Raw genomic sequence first — 15,345 nt, forward strand, 5'->3', positions numbered from 1 at the left:
ATTATGGAACGGTATAAATCCAATTCATGCAGTGCGTGATTTACCTTGCCAAGCGTGGACGATACAGATTGATTCTGATCAATCTAACGCATTTTTACGTCGATTATTACCGCTGGCGCGTGAATTGCGCTTGGATGTGTTTGATTTAGAAACGGAAACCTATTATTGCCATGATATGTTGCGTAGCTATGTGATTCCAGAAGAAAAAACGGCTATGTGGTATGAATTAGATCCGATTGCCGCTAACCCAGTGAAATACGCCAAGGCAAAAGTCGCCAAGCGTTTTGCTGAGCAATTAACGCCAGCTTTGGCTGAACACGGTTTTATGCCTGTGCGGGAAAAATTGGATGATGGGTTTTTATTCTATTTTGAGCGTGAAGTAGAGGGTGGGAGTCAGGTGATAAGGGCTACGGATAGTGGCTCAGCGGGGGAGCTCAAATGCCGTGTTTCATTTGAAGTTTATAGTCAGCGTGTTGATTGCATCGCTAGTAAATTCAGGTTATGGCGTGAAAATCTACCAATAATTGATTTTCAGCATACTAAGAAAGTTCCTATTTATTTACCAGGGCTTGATACGTTAAGAAACCGAGTTTATGGAAAAAAACTTAATAACGCTGATTGTTGCCGGAGTGCTGAAGAGGTTGACTGGGTGGTTGAAGATATTCTTATCTTGGGAGTGTTTACGCTTGATAAAGCGCGCACAATTCAAGGTATGAATTGGCTTCTTAGCGATGAAGGTGCCCAAAGTTGGAATCCGGAAGATTATGAGCACGATAAGTCTCTTATCTTTGATCTTTTTACTTATGCTCGATTAGCCAGCAATCCTCGTTTTGAGCAAATGGCTAAAGAAATACAAGAGGTCGTAAAACACCAAACTCCGATTCCAAATGTTGCAACTGTTAATGATATGGCCGCTTTTTGCCGCGAGTATGTATCTCCTATTGGCGATGGACCTGCATAGTAAGAACTCAAACTCTGAATGTTCAGACATAGAGGTGAAGCAGCTCGTCTTGAAAGCAGATAAAAATTTTAGTAGATAAGGAGTGATATGAATAAATGGTTAATGTTCTTTTTTGCATTGTTATTGCCTACACTGAGTTTTTCCGTAACAACTGCAGCATCGAATGATGCTGGTGCGACGGGTGTAGGTAAAGCAATCGGAGGTGCTTTGTTTGGTTATATTGCGTTGAAGGTCATGAACCGCAATAAATATGAAGATCAACCGCGTGGAACTAGTAAGAGACCTATGGGGTCAGGTCTTACATTTGACATGAATTAATCAATTTAAGCTGCTTTGCAAACCACTGTAAATTTTATAATTATGCAAAATACAAGACCTGACCCCGTTACTTCGATTCACATTGTGAATCGAATCAAAAATTAACAACAAAGGTTAGGATTTAATGAATTACACAATTGCCATTCTCGATAGAGAGAACCACAACGTTGCATCCAATATTCTTTGGTTTCCTGAGACCATCGGTGGAGCAAAGAAAATGCTCTCCGTTTTTATGGATGAAACTCGGCCTGCAAATGCAGCTCAGTCGGCTAGATTATCTCGCTTGGCCAAGCGGCTGCTGATGGATTTTCCATTAGAAAGCAATTCAGAAAAAACCTCGTTATGGAACGGTATAAATCCAATTCATACAGTGCGTGATTTACCTTGCCAAGCGTGGACGATACAGATTGATTCTGATCAATCTAACGCATTTTTACGTCGATTATTACCGCTGGCGCGTGAATTGCGCTTGGATGTGTTTGATTTAGAAACGGAAACCTATTATTGCCATGATATGTTGCGTAGCTATGTGATTCCAGAAGAAAAAACGGCTATGTGGTATGAATTAGATCCGATTGCCGCTAACCCAGTGAAATACACCAAGGCAAAAGTCGCCAAGCGTTTTGCTGAGCAATTAACGCCAGCTTTGGCTGAGTATGGTTTTATGCCTGTGCGGGAAAAGTTGGATGATGGGTTTTTATTCTATTTTGAGCGTGAAGTAGAAGGCGGTAGTCAGGTGATAAGGGCCACAGCAAGTGGTTCAGCAGGAGAGCTCAAATGCCGTGTTTCATTTGAAGTCTATAGTCAGCGCTTTAATCGTCAGCTTACTGAATTCAGATTGTGGAGTGAAGAAACACCACGTGATGACTCTAATCAAGTATCTATTGATTTGCCAGGGCTTGGAGCTCTACGCGATTTGTCCATCGGAAAAAGTTTATATAGTATTGATCAGTGCCGAAGTGCTGAAGAAATCGATTGGATGATTGAAGATATTCTTGGTTTGAGTATTTTTATATTTGATAAGGCACGAACAATTCAGGGCATGAATTGGTTATTCAGTAATGAGGAAGCTAAGTTTATTTTTCCAAATAATTATTTTTATAAGAAAAAGCACGGATTTGCCTTTTTTTTGTACGCTCGGTTGGCGGGCAATCTTGAATTTGACAAAATTGCTAAAGAAATGCTGGACGTAGTAAAAAATGAAACGCCACTTCCAAATGCATCCACTGTTGATGAAATCATTACTTTTTGCCGTGAGTATATATCACCTATTGGCGATGGGCCTGCATAGCAAGAACTCAAACTCTGAATATTCAGACATAAAGGTGAAGCCGCTCGTTTTGAAAGCGGATAAAAATCTTAGTAGATAAGGAGTGATATGAAAAAATGGTTAGTGTTCTTTTTTGCATTGTTATTGCCTACACTGAGTTTTTCCGTAACAACTGCAGCATCGAATGATGCTGGTGCGACTGGTGTAGGTAAAGCAATCGGAGGTGCTTTGTTTGGTTATATTGCGTTGAAGGTCATGAACCGCAATAAAGATGAAGATCAACCGCGTGGAACTAGTAAAATCCTGATTGGTGTTTTGGCTCTGGTCGTCTAAACCTATGGGGTCAGGTCTTGCATTTGACATAAATTAATTAATTTAAGCTGCTTTGCAAACCACGGTAAATTTTATCTTATGTAAAGGACCTGACCCCGTTACTTCTTTTTAAACCTCAGAAACTGGACGCCTACATGTCAACCGAACACCATCACGCAACATCTGTGTCGCTTCCTCAGGAGTCGGCGATTGCTAAAGCCTACGCATCGACGAATCTCGCGGATGCCTACTCGATCGAGCTTCCACCCGAAGCGTCGACCAATCCCGAACTGTTGGCGAGGTTCATCTTCGCTCACCAAGCGCCCTGGGTCAGCAGCCTCATGACGGTTCGAGACACGCTCGTAGCCGGTTTCGGCCTCAAGACAGCTAAACATCTCGGATCGCTGGATGCGGAGAGCGGAGCGGGCCGACTCAGCATCTTTAAGATCTACAGCACAAATCTAACTGAAGTTGTTCTTGGAGAAGACGACAAGCACCTGGACTTCAGACTCTCTGTTCTGTGTTCCGGTCAGTCGTCGCCGGGAGCTAAACGTCACTTGACTCTGTCGACCGTTGTCCATTGCCACAATCGCTTAGGTCGTCTCTATATTTTTCTCATTGCCCCGTTTCATCGCTTAGTCGTTCAATCCAATCTTCGTAGTGCGGCACGGATCGGTTGGCCGTCGGCAACGGAAGCATAAGCCAAAGTCCAAATCATCATGCGGAGCCAACTGAGGTCTAACCCTTTCATTGAGCGGACGTCTTCCAGCGAGCTTGGCCCGCTTCTAGCCGCCGCTCATGTCAAACGTTAAAGAAACCCATAGAGAAACTTATAGGGTCAGGTCTTACATTTGACATGAATTAATCAATTTAAGCTGCTTTGCAAACCACTGTAAATTTTATCTTATATAAAATGTAAGACCTGACCCCGTGACTCGACCACCCCAAACCCACGAAACGACCATCAAAAAAATTGCGAAACATACCGCAATTTTGCAAGGGTAAACCCGCAATAAAAAAAGCCCCGATCATATTTCTACCGGGGCTTTATTTTAATGATGTTATGGCTAATTAATCAGCCAATGCTTCTTCCAGCACTTCAATAAAGCGTGCATTTTCTGCTGGCAAGCCAATCGAAACGCGCAAGGTGTTGGTCAGGCCGTATGGGGCTAATGGGCGGATAATCACGCCCCTTTGCAGCATAAATAGATTAAGCGCTGCTGCATCGCCACAATGAAAGGCGATGAAATTAGCTTGGCTTGGAATAAAACTCACACCTAATCGCACAAAGGCTGCCGTTAATTGGGCCATACCCTCGCTATTTACGCGCAGGGTTTCTTTTAAGAATTCTTCATCATCCAGCGCTGCTGTTGCTGCGGCTTGCGCAAGGCTATTGACATTAAATGGCTGGCGCACGCGGTTGATCATATCGGCCACTTCCGGTGAAGTGAGCGCCATGCCTACACGTAAACCGGCCAAGCCAAAGGCTTTGGAGAAAGTACGCACCACGATTAGATTGGGGAAGTCTTTCAGCCAAGCGATTGAATCAGGGCGCTTTTCCGGGGTAAAGAATTCGGTGTAGGCCTCATCCAATACCACCAGTACATTTTTTGGGCAGCTTTGTAAAAACTCAAGCAAATCGCCCGGCCTAGCCATTGTACCCGTTGGGTTATTTGGGTTTGCAATCCAAACCACCTTGGTGCTTGGCACAATAGCAGCCTGCATGGCATCTAAATCGTGACCATAATCCAGCGCATTGACTTGAATGCCTTGCGCGCCCACCGCTTGCGTTGCCAGAGGATAAACAGCAAACGCATATTGCGAATAAACGGCCGAATCACCCGGCGCTAAGAAAGCATGGGCAATTAAATCCAGTACATCGTTGGAGCCATTACCTAAAATGATTTGTTCCGTTTTTACGCCATGCTTCTGGGCTATTTTTCTTTTTAAATCAAAACCATTGCCATCCGGATAACGGGCTAATTCAGCCAGTTCTTTTTCAATCGCCGCTCTGGCTTTGCTCCCCATACCGAGTGGATTTTCATTTGATGCCAATTTCACGATATGGTCAGGATTTAATCCCATTTCACGCGCCAATTCAGCAACCGGCTTGCCGGGCTGATAAGGCGCAATTGAGCGAACATATTCTGGGGCTAGATCTTGCAAACTCATTTGAAAATCCTTTTTGCTATCCGATGAATCGGGTATAGAGGAAACACCACACACTGTAGCGCGATTGATTAATTAAACTGCAGCCTTAAATACCACCGATAAAGCAAATCCGGCGCAGATGCTTTCTAAATACGTAATATGCTAAGCTTTCCACCACTGACCTTCTATTGATCCCGGCATATTAGCCAGAATATCCAATAAATTGCGTGGATCGGCTGCAAGTTGCAATTTACTGTATTCTGCCGCAGCTAAAAAGCCCGCCGCCACCGTTTCTTCAAGGAATTTTGTGAGTGAATTGTAATAATTACCTGTATTAAGCAGGCCAACCGGCTTGCTATGCAAACCAATTTGCGACCAAGTTAGAATTTCAAACAACTCATCCAGCGTACCAAAGCCGCCCGGCATGGCAATAAAGCCCCCTGCCAACTCGGCCATTTTGGCCTTACGGCTATGCATTGAATCCACAATAATTAGCTCGGTACAAGCCTCCAAAGCCAGCTCTCGCACCGCCATAAACTCCGGGATAACCCCGATGACCTTGCCACCCGCATCCAGACACGCAGTGGCCACCTCACCCATCAGGCCAACATGTCCGCCGCCATAAACCAGCGTGATCTCGCGCTCAGCCAAAACCACACCCAACTCCCGCGCCGCAGCAGTAAACTCAGGCTGAACGCCGTGCTTAGCACCACAAAAAACGGCTACTGATTTCATTTTTTATCCTTTAAATTTTCAACTTCAACTGGAGACTCTAATCCTATCAACTCAAGGGAATTGGTAGGTTGGGTTAGCACGCTTTATCGCGTAACCCAACATCCTTTTGCGCATAAATGTTGGGTTACGCTGGTTTATCCGCCCTACACGGCGAATAAACAAGCTAACCCAACCTACACAACCATCAAGCCCTGCGGGTTTTGCTTAAATTGATAGAATTGCTGGAGCCCCCCTTGAAAAACACAAGAAACACAAAGCAAGTATTGCTTTTGGTTTTCTCTGTGAAACTCTGGGGCCGAAGTGCTCTCTGTGGTTCAAGAGTGGGTTTTATCCACCAAACAATTGCATGGCTGACAAAACAATGCCGCTCCCGTAAGAGCGGCATTGCCTTTAGGGGCGAAAGATTTAAATCACCGCCACAGGGTAAGACCCCAGCACCTTTACAAAAGCAGTTGTATCGGCCAGCTCGGCCAAGGCGGCTTGTAGCGGCGCGCCGCTCACATGCCCTTCTACATCCACAAAGAACACGTATTCCCACAGGCCCGCACGGCTAGGGCGCGATTCGAATTTATCCATTGATACGCCATTTCTGGCCAGAGGCTCAACCAGAGTATGCAGCGCGCCGGGGCGATTCGGGGCAGAGATCACCAAAGAGGTTTTATCCCGGCCACTCGGGCCTACTTCCTGCATACCCAGCACCAGAAAACGAGTGGTGTTGTTAGGCTCGTCTTCGATATTTTCAGCAAGGCGCAGCAAGGCGTAGTTTTCTGCCGCTGCATCCCCTGCAATGGCTGCGGACGATTCATCAAGGCTGGCTAAACGCGCGGCTTCTGCATTGCTGGACACCGAAATCCGTTGCACTTCAACAGGCAGGTTTTTATTCAGCCATTCATGGCATTGCGATAGGCTTTGCGCGTGTGAGTACACGCGTTGCAGGCCCGCTTTGCCTTCCACCTTGCGCAGCAAATGATGATGGATGCGCAGCACCACTTCGCCACAAATTTTTAATGGGGTATTCACCATTAAATCCAGTGTGCGGCCCACGGCACCTTCGGTAGAATTTTCAACCGGCGCAACAACATAATCAGCACTTTTGGCTTCTACCACCCGAAATGCTTCGTCAATTGAACTACAGGCCATCGTGTGCGCCGCATGGCCAAATTGCTTAATTGCTGCCGCTTGGCTGAACGTTCCTTCCGGCCCCAGATAGGCAATGGTAAGCGGGCGTTCCAGCGCAAGGCAGGCCGACATAATTTCACGGAACAGCTTAGCCATGGTTTCGCCGCTTAAAGGCCCGCGGTTTAAGGATTTCACCCTTGATAAAACCTGCGCTTCACGCTCGGGGCGATACACAATGCCGCTGCCTTTAATTTCACCAATGGTGCGAGCATGGCTGGCGCGCTGATTTAATAGCTGAATAATTTGTTCGTCGATGGCATCAATGGCATCACGATGTTGGCTTAATTGTTCTTCACTCATTGATTTCTCGAATTTAAATAGGCGGTGGGCTGCTCTGCACACGAAACGCTTAAACGCAAACACAGCCACCAAACAGACACTTGATGCGGATAGATCAGGCCGTCGCAAATGCGGGTTTAAACCCCAACCCGATCAACTTAAGCGGAATGTTTTTCGTAGGGCGGGTGAAACCCGCGAGCAATAAAATACGCGGGTTTCACCCGCCCTACAAAGGCCAAACTTTCATGCTATCTAGCCGTGGCTTTTTGCAAAGGTACGCATGTATTCACACAGCACACGCACGCCTTCGATGGGCATGGCGTTGTAAATCGATGCGCGCATGCCGCCTACAGAGCGATGACCTTTTAATTGCAACAGGCCTGCCGCCTTGGCCCCTGCCAGAAAATCATCGTCTAATTTTTCATTACGAATATTAAACGGCACATTCATACGCGAGCGGAAAGGCTTATCAACCGGGCAATGATAAAAGCCATTGGATGATTCAATGGTTTCATATAGTAAGGATGCTTTTTCGATATTCTTTTGCTCAATCGCCACTAAACCACCTTGGTTGAGCAGCCATTTAAACACCAGCCCAGCCACATAAATACCAAAAGTAGGTGGCGTGTTGTACATCGACTCGGCGTCGGCATGCACGCTGTAATCCATCATGGTTGGCGTGTTAGCGCGCGATTTACCAAGCAAATCTTCACGAATAATCGCGATACAAAGGCCAGATGGGCCGATGTTTTTTTGTGCGCCCGCGTAAATCAGGCCAAATTTAGACACATCAACCGGCCGCGATAAAATCGTTGAAGACATATCGCAAATCAGCGGCACTTCGCTCTTCGGGATATCTGCAAACTCAACGCCGCCAATAGTTTCATTGGCACAGTAATGCAGTAGCGACGCTTCTTTAGAGCGCTGCCATGTTGATTCGGCTGGCACATAGCTAAAGTTGCGATCTTCGCTGCTGGCAATCACATTCACTTTGGCAAAACGCTTCATTTCTTTAATGGCAATTTTGGACCAGTGGCCGGTGTTCACCACATCAATCGTGCCATGCTCTGGCAGCAAATTCAGCGGGATCATCGAGAAATGCAGATGCGCACCGCCTTGCAAAAACAACACTTTATAATTAGCCGGAATACCCAAGAGCTTTCTGAGATCTGCCTCGGCCTCATGGATAATCTGCGTAAATTCTTTACCACGATGGCTCATTTCCATCACACACATGCCAGAGCCATGCCAATCAGTCAGCTCTTGCTGTACGGTCAGCAAGACTTCACGAGGCAATACAGCGGGGCCAGCAGAAAAATTGTAAATCTGAGTCATGGCGAGCTTATCCCTTAGGCAAGTAGAAAATGGGCGCGGGCAACCGCCACCGGCTTGCTACGATCATCCTGCCAGGCGGTCATCAGCACATTGGCGACACGCTTGCCCTGGCGAATAATCTCACACTGGCCGTACAACTCAACCGGGCGACCCGTGCGTAAAAAATCGATAGAAAAATCAATAATCTTGGGCACGCTGCATATTTCTGATGCCCACATCACATGCAAAATAGCCGCGTTTTCTAAAAAACCGCCAATAACGCCGCCATGCAGCGCTGGCAAAATCGTATTGCCAATGTTGTGCGTGTGAAACGGCAAGAAAAACAAGGGCTGGCCATTTTCTTCGCGGCTTTGAATACCCAATAATTTGGCATAAGGCACGGCATCAATAGCAGTAGATAAGGAATCAAAACTGGTAATCGGCGGGCTCATGCTGCCACCTCGCGTGCGGAATTGCGCATAAAAGTACCCACGCTGTAAGCCACAGGATCATTAATATCATCCTGATATGCCGTGGCACGGGTAAAAGCAATTTGCTTAGTGAGTTTATAGCATTCCGCGGTGCAATAAATGGGGAAATCTGGCTTGGCTGGCCGAAGATAATCGAGGCGTAAATCCAAAGTAGCAATCGCCTCCAGCTCGGTCAGCATGGTGTAAATCGCCCCGGCACTGGTTGAATCAACCAAGGATGTGACTACCCCACCATGAATCACCCGCGTTGCAGGATTGCCGATCAGCTCGTCTTTAAAGGGCAGGCAAACGGTCATGCTGCCGTAATGCGCTTCGCCAAATTTAAAACCCAGCACCTGGCAATGGGGCAAGGTCATAAACCAATCTGAAATTTGCTTAAATAATACAGGTGATGCAACAGGCGCTACGCTCATAGACCATCCCTTTTTTTAAAGCACAGCCTTCGCGTTTTAAACACGCGCCAGGCTGCGCATACTCCACACACAACACTGGCCTGTCGTGCAGGCCAGTGTTGTTATTTTGCGAAGAAAAACTTACTCCGCAGCAGGCTCGTCACCTTCAACCGCATCGCCCTCTACAGCGGGCATATCACCCTCTGTAGAAGCCGCTTCGGCAGGCACTTCGCCTTCAGCAACTAACTCGTCATCTTCTAGCAAATCATCATCTGAATCGGTTTCACACACTTTTTCCAGACCTGACAAATGCTCACCTTCATCCAGATTAATCAAGCGCACGCCTTGTGCAGCGCGGCCTGTTTCACGGATTTCAGCGACTTTGGTACGAATCAGCACGCCGCCGGTGGTAATCAGCATCACGTCATCGGAGTCTTCAACCAGCGTGGCCGCAACAAGCTTACCGTTACGATCGCCAGTATCAATGGCGATCACGCCTTGCGTACCACGGCTAGTCAGGCGGTAATCGCCGACCGGTGTGCGTTTGCCATAACCGTTTTCGGTTGCAGCCAACACCTGCTGATCATCGCGCTCGGCCACCAGCAAGGAGATCACTTTCTGGCCTTCTTGCAGCATCATGCCGCGCACGCCAGTTGCAGTACGGCCCATGGCACGTACGTCACCTTCGTGGAAGCGAACTGACTTACCTGCGTCAGAGAACATCATGATCTGGTCGCCACCATGTGTCAGCTCAACGCCAACGAGGTAGTCGTCCATATCCAGACCGCAAGCAATAATGCCCTTCTTCATTGGACGCGAGAAATGCACAAGTGAGGTCTTTTTGACCGTACCCATCGCTGTGGCCATAAAGACAAACTGATCTTCGGTAAATTCTTTCACCGGCAGAATCGCACTGATTTTCTCGCCTTCTTGCAATGGCAAGAGGTTCACAATCGGCTTGCCACGGCTATTACGACCACCCTGTGGCACGTTGTACACTTTCAACCAGTACACACGGCCATGCGATGAGAAGCACAAGACATAATCATGGGTGTTCGCCACAAACAGCTTGTCGATGAAATCGTCTTCCTTGGTCGCTGCGGCTTGTTTACCACGGCCGCCACGGCGTTGTGAGCGATATTCATCCGCTGGCGTGGCTTTCATATAACCACTATGCGTCAGCGTCACTACCATATCTTGCGGGGTGATCAGGTCTTCTAAGCTGAGATCTTCGCCGTAAGCAATGATTTCAGACTTACGCACGTCACCGAATACGGTTTTAACTTCGTTCAGCTCAGTCACGATGATTTCGGAAACACGCTCTTCACGCGCCAAGATATCGAGTAAATCGAGGATCTTTTCCATTACATCGCGATATTCGCTAACGATTTTGTCTTGCTCAAGGCCGGTCAGGCGCTGCAGACGCAGCTCAAGAATCGCCTGAGTCTGTACTTCAGACAGGCGATAGCCATCGGTCAGGCTAAAGCCAAACTCCATCCCCAAACCGTCTGGGCGCGATGCGCTCACATCGGTACGACTAAGCATGTCTTCAACCAGTGCCGAGCGCCAAGTACGGCCCATCAGGCTGATTTTAGCTTCTGCCGGCGTTGGAGCCGCTTTAATCAAGGCGATGATTTCATCGACATTGGATAAAGCCACTGCCAAGCCTTCCAGAATATGGCCACGCTCGCGTGCTTTACGCAGCTCAAACACCGTGCGACGAGTCACCACTTCGCGGCGATGGCGCAAGAAGCATTCCAGCACCTGCTTGATATTCAATAGACGCGGCTGGCCATCGACCAGTGCCACCATATTGATACCAAAGCTGTCTTGCAGCTGGGTGTGCTTATAGAGATTATTAAGAATAACCTCAGCCACTTCGCTGCGTTTCAGCTCAATCACCACGCGCATACCGGATTTATCCGATTCATCACGGATTTCGGTAATGCCTTCGATGGTTTTTTCGCGTACCAGCTCGGCAATGCGCTCCAGAAGGCGCGCTTTGTTCACTTGGTAAGGCAGCTCATCAACGATGATGGCCTGCTTATCGCGGCTTACATCCTCAAAGTGCGTACGCGCCCGCATAATCACGCGGCCACGGCCGGTGCGATAACCTTCACGCACGCCGTGAATACCATAAATGATACCGGCGGTAGGGAAATCGGGCGCAGGGATGATGTCGATAATCTCATCGATGGTCAGCTCTGGATTAGCTAACAGAGCTAAACAGGCATCGATCACTTCAGTAAGATTATGCGGCGGGATATTGGTCGCCATCCCGACTGCGATCCCCGACGAGCCATTAATCAACAGATTAGGCACACGAGTAGGCAGAACAGTGGGTTCGAGTTCTTTCTCGTCGTAGTTAGGCGTGAAATCGACCGTTTCTTTATCGATATCAGCCAACAACTCGGAAGAGATTTTTTCTAAACGACACTCTGTGTAGCGATAGGCAGCAGCAGAATCACCATCGATCGAACCAAAGTTACCTTGGCCATCAATAAGTGGGTATCTCAGGGAGAAATCCTGCGCCATCCGCACCAAGGCCTCGTAGGCGGCGGTGTCGCCGTGCGGATGATACTTACCGAGCACGTCACCAATAACGCGGGCACACTTCACATAGGAGCGATTCCAGACATTATTGCTTTCATGCATTGCAAACAGAATGCGGCGGTGTACCGGCTTTAAGCCATCACGAACATCGGGCAAAGCGCGCCCTACAATTACACTCATCGCGTAATCGAGGTAGGAGCGTCGCATTTCCTCTTCGAGACTTACCGGGATTGTTTCTTTGGCAAAGTTTTCGAGCATCTTAGATAGGGGCCGGGGCGTCATGTAATACGCACCACGCGTAATCAAGCAAATCAATTACGGTGGTGCCGTTGCAATGCCACAACACATTCGTTGCAGCACGCGCGTTCGATGCCTAAGTGTACCACGGGGGCGAAGATGCTCCAATTGGGCTACCCTCAACAGTGCCTCCCCACAACAGAATCGGCCTCTGCGGCAAAAATTACAGCCTTACTATTTGCCGCAAGCATTGTGAAACCATTAGAATGCAGCACGTGTATGGAAAAAAAGCCTTGACGGTTCCTCGGGCGAGGCTTATCCAGAACCTACAAGCAATATAAATATCAGCTTGCTAAATGATTTTCTAGGAGATAAAAACTATGCTGTCGATCAAGCAATCCCTGACACGCCTTGCCGTTGTAACTGCTTTAGGTGCGATGAGCACTGCTGCATTTGCTGGCGTTGAAGCTTACACACAAAATGCAAACACCTCTGGCGGCGTTGTTAAAAACGGTATCGGCGAATGCTGGCGCACAGGTACTTGGAGCAAAGAAGCTGCAAATGTTGAAGGTTGTGATGGTTACGTTAAGCCAGTAGCAAAAGTAGCTCCAGTTGTTGTAGCTCCAGTTGTTGCTGCTCCAGTTGTTGCTGCACCAGTGATCAACACTAAGCACTTCACACTGAAATCAGACGTTCTGTTTGACTTCAACAAAGCATCTCTGAAGCCAGCTGGTAAAGACGCTTTAGACAAGCTGTACGAAGAAGTTAAAATGATGGACCCTAAAGACGGTGAAGCCCACGTAATTGGTTACACTGACCGTATCGGTTCAGACAAGTACAATCAGCCACTGTCAGAAAAACGTGCTAAATCTGTAGCTGACTACCTTGTTTCTAAGGGCGCTCCAGAAGGTAAAGTTAAGTTTGAAGGCCGTGGTAAAGCTGAGCCAGTTACTGGCGACACTTGCGGTAAGATCAAAAAGCGCGCTAAGTTGATCGAATGTCTGTCTCCTGATCGTCGCGTTGAAATCGACATCAAAGGCACAAAAGAAGTGGTAACTCCAGCTAAGAAGTAATTTACTACTTCGCACAAAAAGCCCCGCCAGTGCGGGGCTTTTTTACTATTTACTCGGGAAATCCAATGCGCAAACTTGCTCTCATAATTTTAGTTGCGGTGACGAGCCAAACCACTTGGGCCGATGCAGTCAGCGATTTAAAAAACTATCTAAGCAGCACTCAGTCTTTACAAGCCAATTTCAAACAAACCGTCACCAGCCAGCAAGGCAAAATCCAGAATAGTAGCGGCACACTCTCCATTCAAAGACCGGGTTTATTTCGCTGGATTTATCAAAAGCCATTTGAGCAACTGATTATTGCCGACGGAAAACAGGTCTGGCTGTACGATCCTGACTTAAAACAGGCCACAGTTAAAGCCATGGGCAAGGCTTTAGAAAGTAGCCCCGCTGCACTACTTGCGGGTAATAATCAATTTGAACGCAATTACACATTACGCCCGCTGCCTAGCCGTGAAGGAATCGATTGGTTAGAGGCCACGCCCAAGCAAGCAGATCAATCTTTTAACTCAGTCAAACTAGGCTTTAGCCAAGGTCAGCTCATGCAAATGGAGCTACACGACAACTTTGGGCAAACCACGCGCATCTACTTTAGCGCACTCAAAATAAATCCTAAAATCGATGCTAGCCAATTCCGCTTTACTCCGCCTAAAGACGCGGACGTGATTCGTGAATAAACACTAAACAACTTAAAAATTACAACTCCCAATACGGACCCCTGCGTGAGTGATTTATTTGCAAAGCCCGGCCATATTCCCTTGGCCGAGCAATTACGCCCCAAAACCATCGCAGAAGTCGTTGGCCAGAGGCATTTACTCGCCCCCGGCAAGCCACTAGCCGCCGCCATTTCAGGTGGCAAGCTACACTCCATGATTCTATGGGGGCCACCGGGCGTCGGCAAAACTACGCTTGCCCGCCTGCTTTCCAGCGCCTTTGATGTGGAATTTATTGCGCTTTCGGCCGTATTTTCTGGCGTAAAAGATATACGTGCCGCGATGGAAGAAGCGGAAAGCCATCGCAGCATGGGCCGGCACACCCTGCTCTTTGTGGATGAAGTACACCGATTCAATAAAGCACAGCAGGATGCATTCTTACCCTTTGTTGAATCAGGGCTTGTGACTTTTATTGGTGCAACCACCGAAAATCCTTCTTTCGAAGTCAACTCAGCCCTGCTTTCCCGCGCCCAGGTTTACGTTTTAAATGCCTTATCAGAAACCGAGCTGACAGAACTCCTACAGCGTGCCTGCAACGAGTGCCTGCCCGAGCTGACGTTTGAATCTTCCGCCATTGATACGCTCACCGGCTTTGCAGATGGTGATGCCAGACGCCTGCTTAATCTGATCGAGCAATCGGCTACCGCCGCTTTGGCCGCAAAACGAACACAAATTGATGCCGCGTTTTTAAGTGAAACACTCACACTCAATGCCCGCCGTTTTGACAAAGGCGGCGACTCATTTTACGACCAGATTTCTGCCTTACATAAATCGGTGCGCGGCTCCAACCCTGATGGTGCACTGTACTGGCTGACCCGCATGCTCGATGGCGGCGCAGATGCCCGCTATTTATCCCGCCGCATTGTTCGCATGGCATGGGAAGATATCGGCCTTGCCGACCCGCGCGCCATGCAAATTTGTAATGATGCCGCAAGCACTTTTGAGCGCCTAGGCAGCCCCGAAGGTGAGCTGGCGCTGGCGCAAGCGGTGATTTACCTCGCCATCGCGCCTAAATCCAATGCAGGCTATATGGCCTACAAAGCCGCCAAAGCCTTTATCGCCAGCGACAAAAGCCGCGAAGTCCCCGTGCATTTGCGTAATGCACCCACCAAGCTCATGAAAGAGCTGGGCTACGGCAAACGCTATCGCTACGCTCACGACGAGCCAGAGGCCTATGCAGCAGGCGAAAGCTATTTACCCGAAGGCTTAGAAGACATGCACTTTTACGAGCCAACCCCACGCGGGCTAGAAGGGAAAATTACCGAAAAATTACGCCACCTTGCCGAGCTGGATGCGGCGTGGTTAAAGCAAAATCAATAAACCAAGGCAAACCTAACTAGTACAAAACCCAAATCTTGAACCACTTCGGC

The 15,345-nt window shown here is 48.1% G+C and carries 15 protein-coding genes; 8 read left to right on the forward strand and 7 right to left on the reverse strand.

What is annotated here, in order from left to right; all coding sequences use genetic code 11:
* The 5 genes from ACFQNF_RS16995 to ACFQNF_RS17015 form a co-directional block, all read left to right on the forward strand.
* Positions 1 to 961, forward strand: a 961-nt coding sequence (locus tag ACFQNF_RS16995; protein ID WP_380189105.1) for a hypothetical protein, incomplete at its 5' end; no start/stop codon positions are given.
* 87 nt (positions 962 to 1,048) lie between these two features.
* Positions 1,049 to 1,279 (forward strand): hypothetical protein, encoded by a 231-nt coding sequence (locus tag ACFQNF_RS17000; RefSeq protein ID WP_380189106.1) that lies wholly within the window; start codon positions 1,049 to 1,051, stop codon positions 1,277 to 1,279.
* 124 nt (positions 1,280 to 1,403) lie between these two features.
* On the forward strand, positions 1,404 to 2,570 hold the full coding sequence (locus tag ACFQNF_RS17005; protein WP_380189107.1) for a hypothetical protein: 1,167 nt from the start codon (positions 1,404 to 1,406) through the stop codon (positions 2,568 to 2,570).
* Positions 2,571 to 2,657: 87 nt separating this feature from the next.
* Entirely contained in the window at positions 2,658 to 2,882 is a 225-nt protein-coding gene (locus ACFQNF_RS17010) for a hypothetical protein (RefSeq protein ID WP_380189108.1), read from the forward strand.
* A 134-nt stretch (positions 2,883 to 3,016) separates the two neighbouring features.
* The gene (locus tag ACFQNF_RS17015; RefSeq protein ID WP_380189109.1) at positions 3,017 to 3,562 is read left to right on the forward strand and encodes a DUF2867 domain-containing protein; all 546 of its coding nucleotides are present in this window, start codon (positions 3,017 to 3,019) and stop codon (positions 3,560 to 3,562) included.
* 370 nt (positions 3,563 to 3,932) lie between these two features.
* On the opposite strand, the gene hisC is transcribed toward ACFQNF_RS17015, so the two are convergent.
* The 7 genes from hisC to gyrA all read right to left on the reverse strand — a co-directional run bounded on the left by hisC (position 3,933) and on the right by gyrA (position 12,213).
* A complete protein-coding gene (hisC, locus tag ACFQNF_RS17020; RefSeq protein ID WP_380189110.1) occupies positions 3,933 to 5,033 on the reverse strand; it encodes a histidinol-phosphate transaminase in 1,101 nt (366 codons plus the stop codon).
* 141 nt (positions 5,034 to 5,174) lie between these two features.
* The gene (locus ACFQNF_RS17025; RefSeq protein WP_380189111.1) at positions 5,175 to 5,747 is read right to left on the reverse strand and encodes an LOG family protein; all 573 of its coding nucleotides are present in this window, start codon (positions 5,745 to 5,747) and stop codon (positions 5,175 to 5,177) included.
* Between the two features lie 405 nt (positions 5,748 to 6,152).
* On the reverse strand, positions 6,153 to 7,226 hold the full coding sequence (gene pheA, locus ACFQNF_RS17030) for a prephenate dehydratase (protein WP_380189112.1): 1,074 nt from the start codon (positions 7,224 to 7,226) through the stop codon (positions 6,153 to 6,155).
* A 231-nt stretch (positions 7,227 to 7,457) separates the two neighbouring features.
* A complete protein-coding gene (gene serC / locus ACFQNF_RS17035) occupies positions 7,458 to 8,540 on the reverse strand; it encodes a 3-phosphoserine/phosphohydroxythreonine transaminase (protein ID WP_380189113.1) in 1,083 nt (360 codons plus the stop codon).
* Positions 8,541 to 8,554: 14 nt separating this feature from the next.
* Positions 8,555 to 8,971 (reverse strand): PaaI family thioesterase, encoded by a 417-nt coding sequence (locus tag ACFQNF_RS17040; protein ID WP_046349830.1) that lies wholly within the window; start codon positions 8,969 to 8,971, stop codon positions 8,555 to 8,557.
* A complete protein-coding gene (locus ACFQNF_RS17045; RefSeq protein ID WP_046349829.1) occupies positions 8,968 to 9,423 on the reverse strand; it encodes a PaaI family thioesterase in 456 nt (151 codons plus the stop codon). Before ACFQNF_RS17045 ends, ACFQNF_RS17040 begins: the two co-directional genes overlap by 4 nt.
* Before the next feature lie 120 nt (positions 9,424 to 9,543).
* A complete protein-coding gene (gyrA, locus tag ACFQNF_RS17050; RefSeq protein WP_380189143.1) occupies positions 9,544 to 12,213 on the reverse strand; it encodes a DNA gyrase subunit A in 2,670 nt (889 codons plus the stop codon).
* A gap of 359 nt (positions 12,214 to 12,572) precedes the next feature.
* Between gyrA and ACFQNF_RS17055 the strand changes: the two genes are divergently transcribed.
* The 3 genes from ACFQNF_RS17055 (at position 12,573) to ACFQNF_RS17065 (ending at position 15,295) form a co-directional block, all read left to right on the forward strand.
* Positions 12,573 to 13,265: an OmpA family protein gene (locus tag ACFQNF_RS17055; protein ID WP_380189114.1), complete on the forward strand. Its 693-nt coding sequence runs from the start codon at positions 12,573 to 12,575 to the stop codon at positions 13,263 to 13,265.
* Between the two features lie 65 nt (positions 13,266 to 13,330).
* The gene (gene lolA, locus ACFQNF_RS17060; RefSeq protein WP_380189115.1) at positions 13,331 to 13,939 is read left to right on the forward strand and encodes an outer membrane lipoprotein periplasmic chaperone LolA; all 609 of its coding nucleotides are present in this window, start codon (positions 13,331 to 13,333) and stop codon (positions 13,937 to 13,939) included.
* Positions 13,940 to 13,984: 45 nt separating this feature from the next.
* Positions 13,985 to 15,295: a replication-associated recombination protein A gene (locus ACFQNF_RS17065; RefSeq protein ID WP_380189116.1), complete on the forward strand. Its 1,311-nt coding sequence runs from the start codon at positions 13,985 to 13,987 to the stop codon at positions 15,293 to 15,295.
* The last annotated feature ends 50 nt before the right edge of the window (positions 15,296 to 15,345 follow it).

Origin of the sequence: Iodobacter arcticus (assembly GCF_042664895.1) — a bacterium.
In the GTDB taxonomy this organism is placed as follows: Bacteria; Pseudomonadota; Gammaproteobacteria; order Burkholderiales; family Chitinibacteraceae; genus Iodobacter; species Iodobacter arcticus.